Annotated in this window: 12 protein-coding genes and 1 tRNA gene; 10 read left to right on the forward strand and 3 right to left on the reverse strand. The window is 41.2% G+C overall.

The window, feature by feature from the left end:
• Positions 1-9: 9 nt before the first annotated feature.
• The 6 genes from AHMF7616_RS13555 to AHMF7616_RS27145 all read left to right on the forward strand — a co-directional run bounded on the left by AHMF7616_RS13555 (position 10) and on the right by AHMF7616_RS27145 (position 6,380).
• Positions 10-3,129, forward strand: coding sequence for a PAS domain S-box protein (locus tag AHMF7616_RS13555; protein ID WP_233507769.1), 3,120 nt, complete (start codon positions 10-12; stop codon positions 3,127-3,129).
• A 6-nt stretch (positions 3,130-3,135) separates the two neighbouring features.
• Positions 3,136-3,513, forward strand: a complete 378-nt coding sequence (locus tag AHMF7616_RS13560) for a response regulator (RefSeq protein WP_115373377.1) — start codon at positions 3,136-3,138, stop codon at positions 3,511-3,513.
• Between the two features lie 9 nt (positions 3,514-3,522).
• Positions 3,523-3,798: a hypothetical protein gene (locus tag AHMF7616_RS13565; protein ID WP_115373378.1), complete on the forward strand. Its 276-nt coding sequence runs from the start codon at positions 3,523-3,525 to the stop codon at positions 3,796-3,798.
• Complete coding sequence (locus AHMF7616_RS13570; RefSeq protein ID WP_115373379.1) at positions 3,798-4,559, forward strand: MBL fold metallo-hydrolase; 762 nt, start codon at positions 3,798-3,800, stop codon at positions 4,557-4,559. The genes AHMF7616_RS13565 and AHMF7616_RS13570 overlap by 1 nt, the downstream gene beginning before the upstream one ends.
• Positions 4,560-4,800: 241 nt before the next feature.
• A complete protein-coding gene (locus tag AHMF7616_RS13575; RefSeq protein WP_233507538.1) occupies positions 4,801-5,961 on the forward strand; it encodes an NFACT family protein in 1,161 nt (386 codons plus the stop codon).
• Positions 5,962-6,017: 56 nt separating this feature from the next.
• Positions 6,018-6,380: an NFACT RNA binding domain-containing protein gene (locus tag AHMF7616_RS27145; RefSeq protein WP_233507540.1), complete on the forward strand. Its 363-nt coding sequence runs from the start codon at positions 6,018-6,020 to the stop codon at positions 6,378-6,380.
• Between the two features lie 40 nt (positions 6,381-6,420).
• Here AHMF7616_RS27145 and AHMF7616_RS13580 read toward each other — a convergent pair.
• Positions 6,421-6,503, reverse strand: a tRNA-Leu gene (locus tag AHMF7616_RS13580).
• 234 nt (positions 6,504-6,737) lie between these two features.
• Entirely contained in the window at positions 6,738-6,950 is a 213-nt protein-coding gene (locus tag AHMF7616_RS13585; protein WP_115373380.1) for a hypothetical protein, read from the reverse strand.
• A gap of 132 nt (positions 6,951-7,082) precedes the next feature.
• Here AHMF7616_RS13585 and AHMF7616_RS13590 point away from each other — a divergent pair, with 132 nt between their 5' ends.
• Together AHMF7616_RS13590 and AHMF7616_RS13595 are read left to right on the forward strand one after the other, a co-directional pair.
• Positions 7,083-7,658 (forward strand): RNA polymerase sigma factor, encoded by a 576-nt coding sequence (locus AHMF7616_RS13590; RefSeq protein WP_115373381.1) that lies wholly within the window; start codon positions 7,083-7,085, stop codon positions 7,656-7,658.
• Between the two features lie 69 nt (positions 7,659-7,727).
• Complete coding sequence (locus AHMF7616_RS13595) at positions 7,728-8,846, forward strand: S1C family serine protease (protein ID WP_115375610.1); 1,119 nt, start codon at positions 7,728-7,730, stop codon at positions 8,844-8,846.
• Between the two features lie 241 nt (positions 8,847-9,087).
• Here the strand turns inward: AHMF7616_RS13595 and AHMF7616_RS13600 are convergent, their stop codons facing one another.
• Entirely contained in the window at positions 9,088-10,416 is a 1,329-nt protein-coding gene (locus AHMF7616_RS13600; protein WP_158546166.1) for a neutral/alkaline non-lysosomal ceramidase N-terminal domain-containing protein, read from the reverse strand.
• A gap of 732 nt (positions 10,417-11,148) precedes the next feature.
• On the opposite strand from AHMF7616_RS13600, the gene AHMF7616_RS27150 reads away from it, so the two are divergent.
• Both AHMF7616_RS27150 and AHMF7616_RS13605 read left to right on the forward strand, forming a co-directional pair.
• Positions 11,149-12,669 (forward strand): hypothetical protein, encoded by a 1,521-nt coding sequence (locus tag AHMF7616_RS27150; RefSeq protein WP_233507542.1) that lies wholly within the window; start codon positions 11,149-11,151, stop codon positions 12,667-12,669.
• Between the two features lie 80 nt (positions 12,670-12,749).
• Positions 12,750-17,594 carry a T9SS type A sorting domain-containing protein gene (locus tag AHMF7616_RS13605; RefSeq protein ID WP_233507770.1) on the forward strand — a complete coding sequence of 1,615 codons (4,845 nt, stop codon included), beginning with the start codon at positions 12,750-12,752 and terminating at the stop codon, positions 17,592-17,594.
• The last annotated feature ends 96 nt before the right edge of the window (positions 17,595-17,690 follow it).

Here is a 17,690-nt window from a genome sequence, read left to right on the forward strand (position 1 = left end):
AACAAGTTTATATTTGTTAATAAAGCTTGGAAAGAGAAGTTAGGTTACGACGATTTTGACATTGAAAGACTAACCCTGAACGATATTGTACACCCTTATTACAAAGCCAAGCTTATTTACCAGCTCCGTAATTTGTATAAAGGTGAGCACGTAAATAAAATAGAAACCGTTTTTTTAACAAAAACAAATAAGCCCGTTCACTTAATCGGTAGTATTAGCTGTACCTGGCAAAACGGCAAACCGGTTTTATCCAGGGCCATTCTGCACGATATTACCGACCGGATTAAAGCCGAACGCTTACAAAAAGTATATTACAGCATTGCTAATCTGGCGATTAGCAGCAAAGATTTACAATCGCTTTATGGTGCCATTCACCGGGAACTGAGCAAAATAATCGAAACCAACAATATTTTTATTGCGCTTTGCGACGACGAAAGAACTAAGCTCCAGTTTGCGTATTACGTAGATCAGTACAAATCCGAGGACGAAAATGTAAGCGAACGGCCTTTCTCCAATGGCATGGCGGAGTACATTATTAAAACCGGTAAGCCGGCTTATCTGCTCCGCGAAGATATTATAGAACTGGAACAAAAAGGCTTACTGCAATTGGTTGGTAAAATGCCGGAAGTAATGCTGTGCTCTCCTTTATCGGTGGGCGACCGCATTATTGGCGTTATTGCCGTGCAGGATTATAAAAAACAAGATATTTACGTTAACTCGGATATCGAAATCCTGCACTTTATTTCGAATCAGGTAGCCTTAGCAATTGAAAGAAAACGCAACGAAGTACAGATTAACAACCAGAATGCCCGCTTAAAAGCTATTTTCGAAAGTGGGTCGCACCATATCTGGTCGATAGATAAAAATTCTTGCCTGACATCGTTTAATCAAAACTATGCTTCTGCCTTTCTGAAACAACACGGATTTATGCCGCAATTTGATCTTTGCTTGCGCGAAATTAAAAATCAAGGCTTAACCTCCGAAACAGTAAAAGAATGGAATGAATATTACGAAAATGCTTTACAAGGTTTCCCGCAACATTTTGAAATAGATTTAACCCAGTTAGATGGATCTACCATCTGGCGGGAAGTTTACTTAAACCCAATTTACTTGGAAGATGGCTCTTTTGAAGAAATATCCGGTATTGCGCTGGATATTACCGAGAAAAAGCTCTCGCAAATGGCGCTGGCTAAAGAAGAAGAAAAATTCCGGAGCATTTTCGAGTCTTTCCAGGATTTATACTACCGCACCGACGAAGAAAACAAAGTAGTACTAATGAGTCCGTCGGTAACAGAAATGCTGGGATACCAGGTACACGAGGTAATTGGCATACCGGCCACCAGTTTTTATGCTTACCCCGAAGAGTTAATGAATTTAGTGTACATTTTAAAGAAAGAAGGCACTATCCGCAACTTTGAAACTAACCTGGTAAGTAAATCCGGCACCATTATTCCATTTCTGTTAAATGCGCATATACTTATAGATAAGGAGGGTCATTATTTAGGTATAGAAGGAGTTGGCCGAGACATGACCGAATTGAAGCAAACCCAAACCGAATTAATCCGGGCAAAGGAAGTGGCCGAAGACTCTGCGTATGCCAAAACCTTGTTCCTGGCGAACATGAGCCATGAATTAAGAACACCGATGAACGGTATAATTGGTATGATTGATTTGCTGCACAGTACCGAAACTACCGAGGAGCAAACGGAATACATTGATACTCTCCGGAAATCATCGGATGCCTTACTGGCTATCTTAAATGACATTTTGGATTTATCGAAAATACAGGCTGGAAAATTATTACAGATTAATGAAATGGGCATTGATCTGCATTATGCTTTAGAGAAAATATATTCTTTGTTTGCTAATCGGGCCAACCTCAAGGATCTGGATTTTACTTATAATATAACCCCCCATACCCCGCGATTTATTGTTACGGATGAAACACGGTTGCTACAGATATTATCTAATTTAACTTCTAACGCTATCAAGTTTACCAATGCCGGTAAAGTAACCATTCAGGTAAACAGCATCTCCTCGGATGGGGAATTCTATACCATTATGTTCCGAATAAAAGATAGCGGTATAGGTATCACTAATGCCGACAAACAGCTACTCTTCACCAACTTTACGCAACTCGATAATACTTCTACCAAAACCTTTGGTGGTACTGGTCTAGGATTAGCTATTTCTAAACAACTAAGCGAATTATTAGGTGGTGATATTGGCGTGGAGTCGATTTATGGAGAAGGCAGCACTTTTTGGTTTACCATTCGTTGCCAAGAAGCGCTTAATCAGGAAGAAATTTTAAATAATCGAAATAAAGACAAAGGAAAACCTATCGAGAGCGAGGCTTTTACGGATGAGCCTTACATATTATTAGTGGATGATAACGGTATCAATCAAAAGGTAGCCCAAAAACTACTCGCCAAGTTAGGATGCCGCACCGAACTGGCGTCCAACGGTTTCGAAGCTATTTCTCAGGCTACCGCTAATCCGTATGAAGTTATTTTTATGGATATTCAAATGCCCGAGATGGACGGCATTGAAGCTACTAAACGCATTAAAGAACAATTAGGTGATAAATGCCCGCCTATTATTGCCATGACGGCTTATTCCATGAAAGATGACGCTGAGAAATTCATGTCGCAGGGAATGGATGACTATGTATCAAAGCCGATTAAATCTACGGATTTACAGAATATGATAAAAAAATGGCGGCCTTTTAAAACGCCAGCAGCTATTATAGAAGATGCAGAGGTAATAACGGATGAACTTGAAACAGAAGAGGTAGCATTTATCGATGATGAAGTAGTGCAGCAATTAATTGAGTTAGGCGGAAAAGATTTTGCTTTGCAACTCTTTGTAGATTTTGAAGATGAAGCCGGTCCTTTAATCGAGGAAGCCAAAAAAGAAGTTCAATCCCAACAATACGATAATATTTTAAGTACCTTGCACCAAATGAAAGGAACCGGATTTACGCTAGGCTTAAATCCGCTGGCCGAAGTTGTTAAAAAAATGGAACACGATATCAAGCAAAAAAATGTAAGTAACGTAGACCAGGATTTTGAATTATTAGAAGATCACTTTACTTATTACAAACAAATTTATCGAGAAAAATTTATCTAAACTCACATGGAAGACAACAAAACAATACTTATTGCGGAAGATAGTTCTGTAATTCTTAATCTGACTAAGAAAATTCTAGAGTTGCAGAATTATAAAATTTTAACCGCCAAAAATGGCAGCGAGGTTATCAACCAAGTACAAAATCAAAAAATTGATGCGATTCTCATGGACTTAAACATTCCTAAGAAAAACGGCATGGAATGTACCAAAGAAATCCGGAGCAGCGACAATAAAGACATTGCCAATATTCCGATTATTGCGGTTACCGGTAACGCTAATAATTATACCATGGAGCAATTTAAAGAAGCCGGCATCAATGCTTACTTGCCAAAACCGCTGGATTTTGACATGCTGGTGCAAACCGTAAAACAATACGTAGTATAACATTACCGAATGGAGCTAAAATATACCCGTCATTTTTTAAGCAAACTCGAAGAAATCTTTACGGAAGCCAATTACGTGTTGCGCTACGAAAAAGGAAACTTTAAATCGGGATTTTGCTTGATTAAAGATTCAAAAGTGGCTATTGTTAATAAATATTATCCGGTTGAAGGAAAAATCAACTGTTTGTACGATATTTTAAAAAACATAGCTTTGGATGAATCTTGTTTAAGTGAAAAAACGCGGCCATTATACCAAGAGATTTGTCGGAAAGAGCGCTCCCATTAATGTTAACTTTTTTAGGTACGGGCACCTCCCAAGGTGTGCCTGTTATTGGTTGTGATTGCGAAGTCTGCCAATCGGTAGATTACCGCGATAAACGTTTACGTACTTCGGCTCACCTGCAAATTGGGGGCAAAAGTATTATTATTGATTCAGGCCCGGATTTTAGGCAACAAGTGCTGCGGGAACGCATTAAAAAGCTGGATGCACTGATTTATACCCACGAGCATAAAGATCACACCTCTGGCCTCGACGATATCCGGGCCTATAACTTTCTGCAGCACCGGGATATGCCGCTATACGGCGAACCCCGGGTTTTAGCGCAAATTAAAAAAGAGTTTGCTTACATTTTTACAAATGCCACTTATCCCGGGGTGCCGCGTGTAGAACTTTACCCGATTTCAGAAGCTGGTTTTGTAGCAGAAGGAATTTCTTTTCAACCAATCCGGATTTACCATCATAAACTACCCATTCTGGGGTTCCGGGTAGGTAATTTGTCTTACATCACCGATGCTAACTTTATTTCGGAAGAATCCAAAAAAATAATTCAGGGCTCTGAAATTATTGTATTGAATGCGCTACGCCGCGAACCACACATTTCGCATTTTTCCTTAGAAGAGGCCATTGATTTATTAATGGAGTTTAAACCCAAAAAAGCTTATTTAACGCACATCAGCCACTTACTGGGTTTGCACCACGAAGTGGAAGCCGAATTACCCGACTTTATCCGGCTGGCGTACGATGGTTTAAAAGTAGGAATTAGCTAAAGGCAGGAATTACTGCTTATTTGTAAATTAGGAGAAGCCGGACCAAGAAACCAGGTGAATATTAGTAATAGAACGAAGGAGCGACTTATTTAAACAAAGTTTTAAGTGCTCCGGATTGCACCCGTTTTCAGTTTATTTACCATTTTTTAAATTTTTCTATTTCCGACCCAAAAAAAGCAACACGGAGCAATTAGCCATATTGTCTGGAAACGTTTGCGAAAACTATTTCGTAATTTGCACCGTGCATAACAACTATTACTTTCTGCGTCAGTTAACGGTAGCCTTACCAACAGAGCTGGTGGGCACTCGAATTAATGCGTGCTTCAGCCAGGAAAAAGATGAGTTAATCATTTCTTTCGGCCCCAACCATCTAGCAGATACTTTTACAATCAAAGCTATTCTTACAGCTAATTTTTCGTCGCTTTATTTTCCGAGTTATTTTACTCGCGCAAAAAATAATTCAATTAATTTATTTCCGGAAATTATTGAGGAAGAAGTACTGGAGATTGTGCAGCACCAAAATGAGCGAAGCTTTTACCTGGCTTTGAGTAACCACAAGGCGTTGCTTTTTAAACTATTCGGGAATCGGTCTAACATTATTTACTTCGAACAAGAACAAGCAAAAGCGTTATTTCACAAAAAATTTCCGAAGGATATCGAGTTACATCTTACCCACCTGCACCGGCAACTAATGCCGGACAAAGCCGATTTTTTAAAAAATCGGCCTGCCCCTGAGAAAGTTTATCCTACTTTCGGCGATTTACCCGGGTTATATCTAAAAAACAAGGGGTACGATGCGGCCACTTCCGAACAGAAATGGGAATTAATTCAGGAAGTAAAAATAAGCTTAGAGAATCCTTCGGCTTATTATCTTGTTAAACTAAATAATCAAACCCGTTTGTCGTTGTTGCCTTTGGGTGACATTAAAAACCAGTTTGATTCGCCTGTAATGGCGTTAAAAGAGTTTGTACCGGCATACTTAGCCGAGGCTGGCTTTGAGCGGAACTACAAGCAAGCTTCCCAAAATTTGCAGCGTCAGCAACAACATGCGGAACTAGTTATTCGCCAAATTCAAAAACGTTTAAAAGCTCTCCAAACCGAAGCCTCCTACGCCCAAACAGCCGACGTAATAATGGCCAACTTAACGAACATTCCCGAACGCGCCGAAGAAGTATTATTATATGACTTTTATCAGGACAAGGAGCGTTTATTTAAATTAAAAGCCACCGAAACACCGCAAAGATTTGCCGAGCGATTATATAAGAAAAGTAAAAACCAGCAAATTGAAGTTCATCAACTGCAAGAGCGCTTAAAACAAAAAGAAGAAGAATATCTAGAAGCTGAAATCTTGTTACAGGAATTATCCACTATTCAGGATAACAAAACCCTTAAAGTTTTTTAAAAAATCACGAAGAAGACCTAACAGTTAAGGAATCGCCAACGGAAAAGCCTTTTCGGGTGTTTAAAACCAGTGGTTTTCAAATATTAGTTGGCAAAAGTGCTAAAAACAACAATGTGCTTACCCAGCAATTTACCTTTAAAGAAGATTTGTGGTTACACGCCAAAGATGTGAGTGGCTCGCATGTGGTTATAAAGTACCAAGCCGGAAAAACTTTTCCGGAACCGGTCATTCAAAAAGCGGCACAATTAGCGGCTTATTATTCTAAGCGCAAAACCGATTCGCTCTGCCCGGTTTTATACACGCCTAAGAAATTTGTCCGTAAACGCAAAGGAGCCGCGCCCGGCGAAGTGGTAGTGGAACGGGAAAAGGTAATTTTAGTACAGCCTGGTAATCCTTTCGAGAAAATACCCGGTTTTTAAACAAAAAAGCCGCTGAAAATTTCAGCGGCTTTTTTGTTTGTGCGCGCGGGGAGATTCGAACTCCCACACCCGTAAGGCACCACCCCCTCAAGATGGCGTGTCTACCAGTTTCACCACGTGCGCAGGTTTATTTTATAGAGCGCAAATGTACGTATCTTTTATAACTCGCACAATACCGATCCTGTAAATTTAAACTACCAGAACGTTTAGAACTATTGCCTCATAAAAGATGGCTGAGCATATAATAAGCTCATAAAAAACCCGTATTGTTACCAAGCGGAAACAATACGGGTTAACTAAGTATAGTGTATTAGAAAATATTATTTTCCTGAATAATTCTATCTTTACAAGTAAAGATTACTGTGCAGCAGCAGAATCAGTAGTGGTAGTAGCTGCTGAATCAGTTGTCATGGCATCAGTGGCAGCGCTGTCAGTAGACATAGCATCTGTGCTTTCAGTGGTTTCGGTAGTAGTACCTTCACCTTCTGTTTTAGTTTCTGATTTACAAGAAGAGAATGATACGGCAAGAGCTGTTAAAGCTACGAAGGCGAATTTTGATAGGTTTTTCATTGTTGTTGTAATTTAAATGAGTTTCGGGTTAATTTCCTCTTCATACCGCCAAACAGAAAAGGTAACCCAATTAAAATAAATATTTTTTCTGGGTTACATTTGCAGCCCCAGAAGTATTAAACAAAGAATTTAATGCATAAAGCACTTTATTTTTCAGATGAAGCCATTATTCACGGGATAGTAAACGACGATGAGGAGGCACTCGCTTACTTATACAAAATTCATTTCCCCATGATTCTGAACTTTATCTTAACGAATAGCGGCACCGAAGACGAAGCAAAAGATATTTACCAGGAAAGCATTATTGTTTTCTACGAAAAGATTAAAGCCGGAAGTCTGGAATTAAACTGCCAAATTAAAACCTATATATACTCTGTTTGCAGGCGATTATGGCTTAAGAAGTTAACTGAAAAAAATAAATACACGAGTACCTCCGTTAACGATTCGGATGCTTTTTTAAATTTATTAAGCGATGCGACGGTAATAGATGAGAACGATCAGAAATTTTCGACCATGGCCCAAGCTTTAAACCAATTAGGAGAACCGTGCCGCACCTTACTGGAAGATTATTATTTTCAGGATTTATCGATGCAACTGATAACCGAAAAATTTGGTTACACGAATGCGGACAACACTAAAAATCAAAAGTATAAATGCTTAATGCGACTAAAAAAATTGTTTTTTAGTTTGTATAAAATGCAGGAATAAACAAAGACACACCCTTTAATAATTTTTAAAATATTGGCGGTGCCCTTTACCGGAACGCTGATTAGTACCATGACAGAAAGAGAAACTTTTGTTTTAATTGAACAGTATTTGGCCGGAGAACTTTCCCGATCAGAGCGAGATGCCTTTGACCTTTACCGGCAAAACGATCCTGTTTTTGCCGACCGCTTTCGCGATTACCAAGAATTGTTTGGGGCCATGCACGTGTACAAAAACCGGATGGCTTTAAAAGAAAAGCTGCAAACCATTCACACCACCGAAATAGAGTCTTTTTCAGAAAGCATTCAGGCACCAGAGCCGGTTCAACCATCTTGGCGAATTTTCTGGAATGAACATTTTGCTACCATGGCGGTAGCTGCCTCCGTAGCAGTTATTACGGTTTTTGGCAGTCTGCTTAGTATAGATGCTTGGCGCTCCGTTAAAAAACAACAAAATGCCCGTTATTCGGAATTGCGCCGCGAAGTAGATCAGATTAAACGCAGCCAACGAGCCCTGATCCAGGATATTTCGGGTAAACCAGCTGTTCGTAATCCGAAGGCTGCTTTGCGCCCGGCTTCTTTTATTGGAACTGGTTTTGTATTGAGTGCCGCCGGCTATTTTGTTACCAGCTACCACGTTATCAAAGATGCCGACTCGGTGTACATTGAAAACAACAAAGGTTTGCGCTACAAAGTAAAAGAAGTGTATAAAGATAAATTACATGACTTAGCTATTTTAAAAATAGCTGATTCTAACTTTACTTCTTTTGGTCATTTGCCCTATGCGTTTAAATCTAGTGCTGCTGATTTAGGCGAAAAAGTTTATACCTTAGGTTTTCCACGCGAAGATATGGTATACGGCGAAGGTTCTTTAAGTTCCCGCACCGGCTTTGAAGGAGACAGCACGGCTTACCAGATTTCTATCCCGGTTAACCCGGGAAACAGCGGCGGGCCGCTCATCGACAGTCAAGGAAATTTGATTGGTATTATCAGCGGAAAACAAATGGAGCAAGAAGGAACAGCTTTTGCCATTAAATCGGCTTACCTGAAATCATTGATTCAGGATATGGACCAAGACACTTTAGCCGCGCCTATTTATTTGTCGCGCCGCAATAGTTTAGCTGGTTTGGCCCGCACGCAGCAAATTAAAAAACTACAGGACTATGTGTTTATGGTTAAGATTTATAATTAATCTGACCTAAAAAATAAAAGCAAAAGGCTTCTCTACCGGAGAGAAGCCTTTTGCTTTTATTTGTACTATCATTTTTAAATTTTTCATTAACTCATAAGCCTGATTACCTTTAAAACAAGCTTAAAACGTAAAGTTTAGTAACTCCTCAATCTACTAAATCAACGACCTTACCCCAATAAAATGAGGCATCAGAAATATAAAAATTTAAAAAATCAAAAGATTCATTGGGCTACATGCTGGGTTAATTAGATTTTTGAATAATTAGATTAATCATTTCGGTTAGGTAGGTTCCGGTATAAGGGCCGAAAAAGTTCATATCGTGGGTTTCGTATTTTTTTAAATTATAATATTTTGCGGGCGTTACATATCCTATGTAGCTGCCGTTAAAACTAGTAACCACTATTTTACGCTTGCTATTCGGTACGGTAATTTCCGGCAGTAATTCTCCGGAAAAATCACAGGGTGTACCCATAAACTGCACCGGGCCTGCTTGCAACATAGATAATCCGGCGGGGTATTTACCAAACACAGCATAAAATAGCCAAGGCCGAAAACGGCGGTTTGTTTTTAAACGCCACTGTGGTTTACCGAAGCTGATGGGGAAGTAAGCACTTTGCAGACCTGTTTCGTAGGTAAGCGATACATCTTGTAACTCAGCCTCTATTTTATCAGCTAAGCCTATGGCCAAATTATTTACTTTGGTGTATTCCTCGCCGGGAGCTTGAGGGCCGTGGCTTCCTATTGCTCCGGCGCCAAATGCGGCCATACTTAGTTGTAACCGTTGCTCGAGTAATTGCACCAAGGCGCCGGGATATTCTGCCGTTAAACGCAGGTCGTTGGCTGCTACTGAAGTAGGGTGTGCCGAATAAGTACAAATAAGCGCCTTTTCCCCAGTTTTCTTACGAAATTGAATTACCCGGATAAAACTATCTATATAGCCTTTGCTGCCAACCAGCCGGTTGTACACCAAGGCCGGGGCGGCTATTTCCTGGTATCCCATTGCTGCAGGTACCGCCGATTGCTCCGCTTTTACAATAGCTTGCAAAATAGATTGTGCTATTTTATCTACTATTTTAGCACTGTATTTACCCGCCATTATTCTGCCCGCTGGTTTTTGGCCCCAGCCACCAATACTATAATGAGAATGCGTAGCCGTAAGAAATAAGTTTTTTAAATTATAACCTTTGTCAGCTAGTATTTCCTGTAAACGGGCCGTAACACTCATCGGCATAATCAACAAATCGGCGGTTACCCAGGCGGCTTTTTGACTGCCCGACCGAAACACGAAAGCCCGCACCCAAATAGAATCATGTACTTGTTCGTATTTTTTACCTTTTCGCTTCCCATAACCCGCCATTGGCTCCGGCTGAGCAGGAGTAATATTTACTTTCGCCCACCCTATCCGCAAAGTATCGGTGCGGGTGGCTGGCGCGGGCTCAAAAGCTGTAATGCTAGTTTTGGTTTGCTGGTAATACGCTGTTTGTTGGTAAGGAGTAGTATCCAGTTTCTGTATAAGGCAACTTTGGCAACCTAAAAGCAACCCGATTAAAATAAATTTAAAATTCTGCAAAATGTAACGGTAATAGGTTAAGTAGCACTGCTATATTTTGGTAAAAGATAAATCAAATTCTATTCAAAAGGTTTCCATTACAGGATTGGGTAGTAAGTAATAGACTAAAAATAGAACACCGAAGCTACATTTTTAATGTGCAATAATACAATTAATTACAAGGGCATTGGCCAAACACCTATTGGTAAGGTATGTCATGGATGCTCCATTAATTAAATAGTGAATAAGAAGAAAAGGCTATACCGCAGGTTTACTGGTAGATTTAAAAGTAAATTCTGTCTGCAAAAATTTAATTACGGAAGATTAGCTAAAAAAATATAAATTACATGTCGTTGAATGAAGATGTGTTAATGATACGACTCTGGTGTGCTTCATTTATCCCTGAACCATTAACCATTCTAGTACTAGCATTACTAGCAATGCGTTAACCTCTCCCAGAAATCACCCTGGAGTCAATAAAGGTATTTGTCATTAAATAAAATAATATATATAGATTATTTATATATAAAAATATTAATAATTAACAGTATAATATACTTAACTAGCAAGGTTTATGTATTAATAATTTAGAATTAAAGTTATAATATTTTCAATAAACAGATATAAACCATTTAATATAAATTAGCTGAACTTAGCCCTAATTTTAAATTTTTCCCATATTTTTATTAAAATTACATTCAGAAATTATCAATCTAAAATTGATTATTTCCAAGTTTCAATTCCGGACCTTTTATGAAAAAATCGCTACGCTCTCTACACTTATTGTTTGTTTTACTTTTAACTTTTACGCAACTATCTTTTGGTGAGGGCTCTAAACAACTTACTCCGGGCCAGTCCGGGAGTGTTTTAACAGATCCGACTAATGATAAAGCTGGTTACTTATCGCACGATGCTAATTTACCTGCTAATACCGGGGTAGCTCCTTCTTCACTGAGTTTTTTAAAACCATCCGGGTTTAGTCGGAATGGAGTTACTTACTCCAAGGATCATCGCCTTTATATCCGAGTAAAAGCGGGCGAAATTTTATACTATGGGGTTCACCGCACTACCCACGACCAAGGAACAGGCAATCAGGCTGCTTTAACTATTACCATGCACCGGACTACTACGGGCGGTATTGATGATGCTTCTTACAGTGTAGCCACCACTCTAACCAACAACACGGCTTCTACCCGGGGCATGCTCCTCAACACTCCCCAAAATGGCGTAATAGTAAACACGGCCCAAGCATTAGTTGGCCCTAACCGCGGAAGTATCACCACTGGCTATACTCCTTTATCTATTACTAATAACACTGCCACTGATTACGATTATTACGTGGAATTTACCCAGGTAGGAGAAGCCAATTTGTCGGATGAACAGCGTTTTTCGGTGTACGATTTATGGGATTTCACGGTAACGGATGCCAGTGGAGTGGAAAAACCCGGCCGGATGCGCAGTAAATTGTGGTCTTTCTCAGCAGGCGGCACTACCAACGTTTTTTCTAAAACTTTCAACATGTTTCCGCTTATTCCCAGCTTGGATGAGGCCGGTAAATATTTTGTAAAAAAAATTGAACTAGCCGGTATTGCTCCGCAAAATTACTTCCGGTTTGTAACCAATAGTACTGGTACTACTTTAGGTACCACCAACGAAGACAAACGAAAAAGCCAGACTTCACAATCCGACTTTCCGGAATTTTTTAGTTTTGTAAATAACCCAGACCCTGCTATCTGGCTCAGTGCCGCTACTCCTACTTTTAGTGTGGCTATTAACTCAACGTGTAATACAAGCAACGGAGCAGGTAAATCTACTTTCACCGTTAACTCCAGTCACCGAAGTACTTTTATCGCGCTTATTAACTTAAATGGCCAAGCGGGATATCAACCTGGTACCACCGACGTGTTAATTGAACAAACCGGGCTCAGCGGCAGCCGCACGGTAGAGTGGAACGGGCTGAATGGTTTAAACCAGCCGGTGGCCAACAATACAGCTATAACTTATACTTTCCGGAACGGGGCTGCACCTATTCATTTTCCGGTGTGGGATGCGGAAGTAAACAATGGTTTCCGGGTGGAAGACGTGCGGCCGGTAGCCAGTGCTACCGCTTACAACAGTTTATTATTCTGGGACGACAGCAATCTATCTACTACTTTTTTCCGGCTCCGCAGGCGCAATTATTTGGTATTGCACCGGCTTCAACGAATACGACGGGCGTGCATAACTGGGGCAGCACTACTACTACGGCCACTAACTATAACGCCGGCGATTTAAAAACGATTAATACCTGGACTTACGGCTATATAAATTCCCTGGATCAATCTGGTACGTTTACTTACGATTGCAGCGCGGATGTGGGAGTAACACAAACCGTTTCAACAGGTGCTTATACCATTGGCAAAGCTTTAACCTACACTGTTACTGTTACGAATAATGGTCCTTTACCAGCTACCAATGTTACCGTTACCGATAGACTAGATCCAGCAAAATTTGGAGAGATAACCTCTTCCGATGCTGCTTATACTAGTTCCACTGGCGTATGGGCCGTAGGTTCTTTAGCTGTAGGCGCTTCGCGTACCTTAAACATCACGGCTAAACCCCTAGCAACGGGGCCCGTTACCACTACTGCTACCCAAACCCACACCGAAGCAGATAATAATACAACTAATAATAGTGCTCCGGTTACCATTACGGTAGTGCCCTCGGCTGATATAGAAGTTAAAAATACGGTACCACAAACCGTTTACAATAACGGCGATTTATTTTCCTATACGGTAACCGCTAAAAACTTAGGTCCGAATGCAGCTACCGGAGTAGTTGTTACCGATAAACTACCTACCGGTATTACGCTAGTAACAACTCCTGCAGGCTATGATGCTACCTCCGGTAACTGGACAGTGGGCACTTTGGCGGTAGGTGAAACAAAAACCATTACGCTGCCGGTTAAAGCATCGTTGGCAGGATCTTACACCACTACTGCCACTTTGGGTAGTAGAACCGCCTATGAACTAGACGAAAACGCCAGTAACAACACCTCCTCCAATACGATAACCGTTAATTCCGCGGCCGACGTAGAAGTTACTAATGTGGTTTCAAATACTGTTACTAATCAGAACGGAACAATAACCTACACCATCAAAGCCACTAATAAAGGCCCCAATAGTGCGACTAATGCAGTAGTTACCGGGCCAATTCCAGCAGGAGTAAATTTTACCAATTACAGTACTACCATTGGTACTGCCTCTACGGTTAATTCTAACCTAGTATGGAATGTAGGTACTATTTTAACGAATGCTACGCAAACTTTAACGATAACTGCCACACCTACTGCAACGGGTACCTTTACCTTTACGGCTACTCAAAATCATAGTGAGGGTGATAGTGATAATACCAACAATAGTGCCTCGCAAACGATAACCGTAGCACCTACCGCTGATGTACAGGTTACAAACAGTATTCAATCCCCTAAGGCTACTTATGCCAATGGCGATGTAGTTACTTATTTGGTAACCGTTACCAACAATGGTCCCAGCACGGCCACAAACGTTCTCGTGGAAGATCAATTACCAGCGGCTTCTTTTGACAATATTACTTTTAATCCTGCAGCCGGAACAAGCTATAATGCAGCATCGGGCCAATGGACTGTAGGAACATTAGCGAATGGTGCATCGGCTACTCTTTCTTTAACAGGTACTATTAAGCAAAGCGCCGTTATTACTACTACGGCCACTCAAATCCACACGGAATACGATAATGTAAACGGTAATAATAAAGCTTCCAATAGTATTCAGGCTGGTACTGGAGTTATCACCGCGGATATTAACGTAAGTACTTCTTCCAACGCGACTACCTATTACACGGGCAACCCCGTAACTTATACAGTGCGCACGACCAACGAAGGGCCGGATGCGGCTACCAACGTAAAAATCTATGCGCCTATGCCAGCCGGTATGACCCTCGTTTCGGGATCTCCTAAAATAGGGTCTTACGATGTTAATACCAAAATATGGACAATACCTAGTTTGGCAAATGGAGCTTATACGGAATTAACTTTAATTGGCACTCCTAACCGGGATGATAACGTAAGCGGCGATAAAACCTACTCGTTTACAGCCGAAAGAACCGCCGCCACACCAGATCAATTTGATGGTGATGCCAGCGACAACGCCAGTACCACCCCGATTACCGTAAAAAAACGGGCAGATATTTCTACTAATATTACGGTGTCCGGAGCTAACCCGGACGGCAATTTTTATCGAGGCATAACCGAAGCATTTTTTGAATTTGTGGTTACGAACAATGGCCCGGATATAATAACTAACTTGGAAGGAAGCGATACCCGAACGGGTACCATCACATTCACGGCTCAACCGGTAGCCGAAGCCGGTACTTCTTACAATAACGCTACTGGTGTTTGGATTGTGGGTACTTTATTGCCCGGTGAATCGAAGAAATTAACGGTTAGAGGTATCCCCAATCGATCCGGCCGCTTGTTTTTAGGTGGCTCCATTACGGATAAATCTACTTACCCATATGATAATATTCCGGAAAATAATACGGCCCGGGCCTTTTTAAACGTGGTACCGGTGGTTGATTTAGCAGTTACGAATACCGTATCTACCCCTACTTTCCAAAACGGCGACAATGTTACTTTTACGGTTACGGTGCAAAACAAAGAAACCGAGGTGGCTACTAACGTAATTATCGAAGATATTCTACCGCAGGGACTCAATTTTGTGAGCGCTACCACTTCCGCGGGTACCTACGACCGCACAACCGGTACATGGACCTTGGGAACGGATTTATTACCAGGAATTGCTAATACCCAAACTTTGACCTTAACCGTTAAACCTCAGGCAGCGGCTACTTATTCTACTACGGCTAAGGCCACTGCGGCACAATACGATAAAAACAACATTAATAACAGCCAAACGGCACAAACCACTGGTAATGCCACTGCCGATGTAGCTTTGAGCAGCAGCATTGCTACCGGACCTTATTACATCGGCGGTCAATACCTGGTTACGATTACGGCCACTAACAACGGCCCGGATGCAGCTACTGGCGTTGTAATCGGCTCGGTGGTGTCTCCTGGCTTAAGGCTAGTAACCGGCAGCGGTGTACCCGCCCCGGGTACCACCATTGATCCCGCTACCGGCCGATGGTTAATTGGAAATTTGCCGGTTAATCAATCTAAAAATTTAACCCTCTTGGTAGAACCCACAGCGAGTGGCAGCCTAAACAATGTGGGATATAAATTAGCTGAAAATGAATTTGACCCGAATGGTGGCACTACCAGCAGCGGAAATAACAGTACCGTTATTGTACTAAATGTCTCCGACCGGCCAACTACTTACCAAGTGTTACTATCCGGTAGGCATTACTTTTACTTTACCACGGGCCAACACATTGCTGTAGCCAACGACCCGGATGGTTCTATTCAATCAGCTACTTTTGTGGGTGGAACCCGAAATAATGTTTCTACCTCCTTGCCTACCGGTATTCGTTTAGAGCCGAATGGTGAACTGGAAGTAACGAACCAATACGACCTGCAACCTGGTGTATACAAATTAATAATTGAAACGGTTGACGCTGGTGGTGGAATTTCCCTGAACGAAATCACCTACGTTATTTCCGACGACTGGGACAACGACGGGATTGCCGATGATGTAGACTTAGATGACAACAACGACGGCGTTATAACAGAACCCGGAGCCACGAATCCTACGGGCGATGCCGACAATGATGGTATTTATAATTACCTCGACCGCGACTTTAATCATCCGATTTATGGGGCATTCCGGGATCAGAATGGCGACGGAATTCATGATGGGTTTGATTTAGATTTAGACGGCCTAATCCGCGGCTTCGATGTGGATATTGATGGCGATGGCATTACCAATGTAATAGAAGCCTACGGCGGGGTGATACCCACGAATATTAATTACAACCCCCAAACCGGTACAATCGGAGGACCTGTCAATGAATTTGGAATTCCGCTGGCTATATTAAGATCCGGTACCAACAATCAATCTATCCTGCCGGCTTTAGATTCGGATAAAGATGGCCGTCGCGATTATGAAGACATAGATTCCGATAACGATGGCATTTTAGACGCCATTGAGGCACAAGCCACCAGTAATTTTATAAATAAATCTTTAACAGATGCCGATAGAGATGGTTTAGATGATCGTTACGATTTAACCTGTGGTTGCGGTTCCAACGGAGTTACCATTATCCCGATAAATACCGATAATCAGGATAAACCAGACTATCTGGACCTGGATAGTGATAATGATCTTTCTGCGGATTACATTGAGGCTTATGACGACAACCTGGACGGTACTGTTATTGATGATTTAAAACTACGAGCGCTTAATTTTGAAAGTAACAATAACAATATTGCCTACTACACTACCACCGACGACAACCGCAACAACATACCCAACTGGTTAGAATTAAATAACACGAGCCAGTATCCGCAATTTTTAACCTATGTAACACCTCCGGGTGCCACTTACTATTACGATAGAAACCAAGATGGTTTAGTAGATTTATTTGATCCTTCCGCAGGCGGCCGGCGAAGTTTCTTACAAACAAATAGTACTACCAATGAATATGTCTTCCGATCTGCGGGCAATGTGGTATTACTACCTGTTACCTTAGTTACTTTTGCCGCTACTGCGCAACCTAATGGAAACCAATTAAACTGGAGTACTGCCTCCGAGAAAAGCAATGCTTACTTTATAATAGAAAGAAGCCAGGATGGCAAAATTTTCGAAGCAATTGGGGAAGTAAAGGGCCACGGTAACAGTAACCAGCTAGTGCAATACACCTTCTTGGATAAACAAGCGCCGGGCAACGTAACTTATTACCGCTTAAAACAAGTAGATACCAATAGTAAATTTGCTTACAGCCATATTATTGCCGTGCAACGCGGTATCCGGAATTTAATTGTACCTACCGCTAAACTATATCCGAATCCGGCAACGGCAGTTACTAACCTGGATTTAGCCGAACTACCTGCACAGGAATTTACTGTTACCATCATAAACATAACTGGTAAAATAGTAAAACAAACTTCCGGAAAAGGCAGCAATCGGGTGCCATTAGACATTAGCCATTTGGCAACTGGTAAGTACATTATTCAAATCAAAGGCACTAATTACTTCCAAAATTTAAATTTTATTAAAAATTAGCGGAAGCTTGTTTTAAAACCAGATGCTTATTTATACTGCTCTGGTTTAATTCAGTGAATAGTTAACCCAATAAAATTGAAAACCTACCCGATTACT

The sequence above is a fragment of the Adhaeribacter pallidiroseus genome, assembly GCF_003340495.1.
GTDB classification, from domain to species: domain Bacteria; phylum Bacteroidota; class Bacteroidia; order Cytophagales; family Hymenobacteraceae; genus Adhaeribacter; species Adhaeribacter pallidiroseus.

Excerpts from the sequence above, each read along its gene's own strand:
- AHMF7616_RS13560 (WP_115373377.1), top strand. The coding sequence starts at position 3,136 with ATGGAAGACAACAAAACAATACTTATTGCGGAAGATAGTTCTGTAATT.
- AHMF7616_RS13565 (WP_115373378.1), top strand. The coding sequence starts at position 3,523 with ATGGAGCTAAAATATACCCGTCATTTTTTAAGCAAACTCGAAGAAATC.
- AHMF7616_RS13570 (WP_115373379.1), top strand. The coding sequence starts at position 3,798 with ATGTTAACTTTTTTAGGTACGGGCACCTCCCAAGGTGTGCCTGTTATT.
- AHMF7616_RS13585 (WP_115373380.1), bottom strand. The coding sequence starts at position 6,950 with ATGAAAAACCTATCAAAATTCGCCTTCGTAGCTTTAACAGCTCTTGCC.
- AHMF7616_RS13590 (WP_115373381.1), top strand. The coding sequence starts at position 7,083 with ATGCATAAAGCACTTTATTTTTCAGATGAAGCCATTATTCACGGGATA.
- AHMF7616_RS13595 (WP_115375610.1), top strand. The coding sequence starts at position 7,728 with ATGACAGAAAGAGAAACTTTTGTTTTAATTGAACAGTATTTGGCCGGA.
- AHMF7616_RS27150 (WP_233507542.1), top strand. The coding sequence starts at position 11,149 with ATGAAAAAATCGCTACGCTCTCTACACTTATTGTTTGTTTTACTTTTA.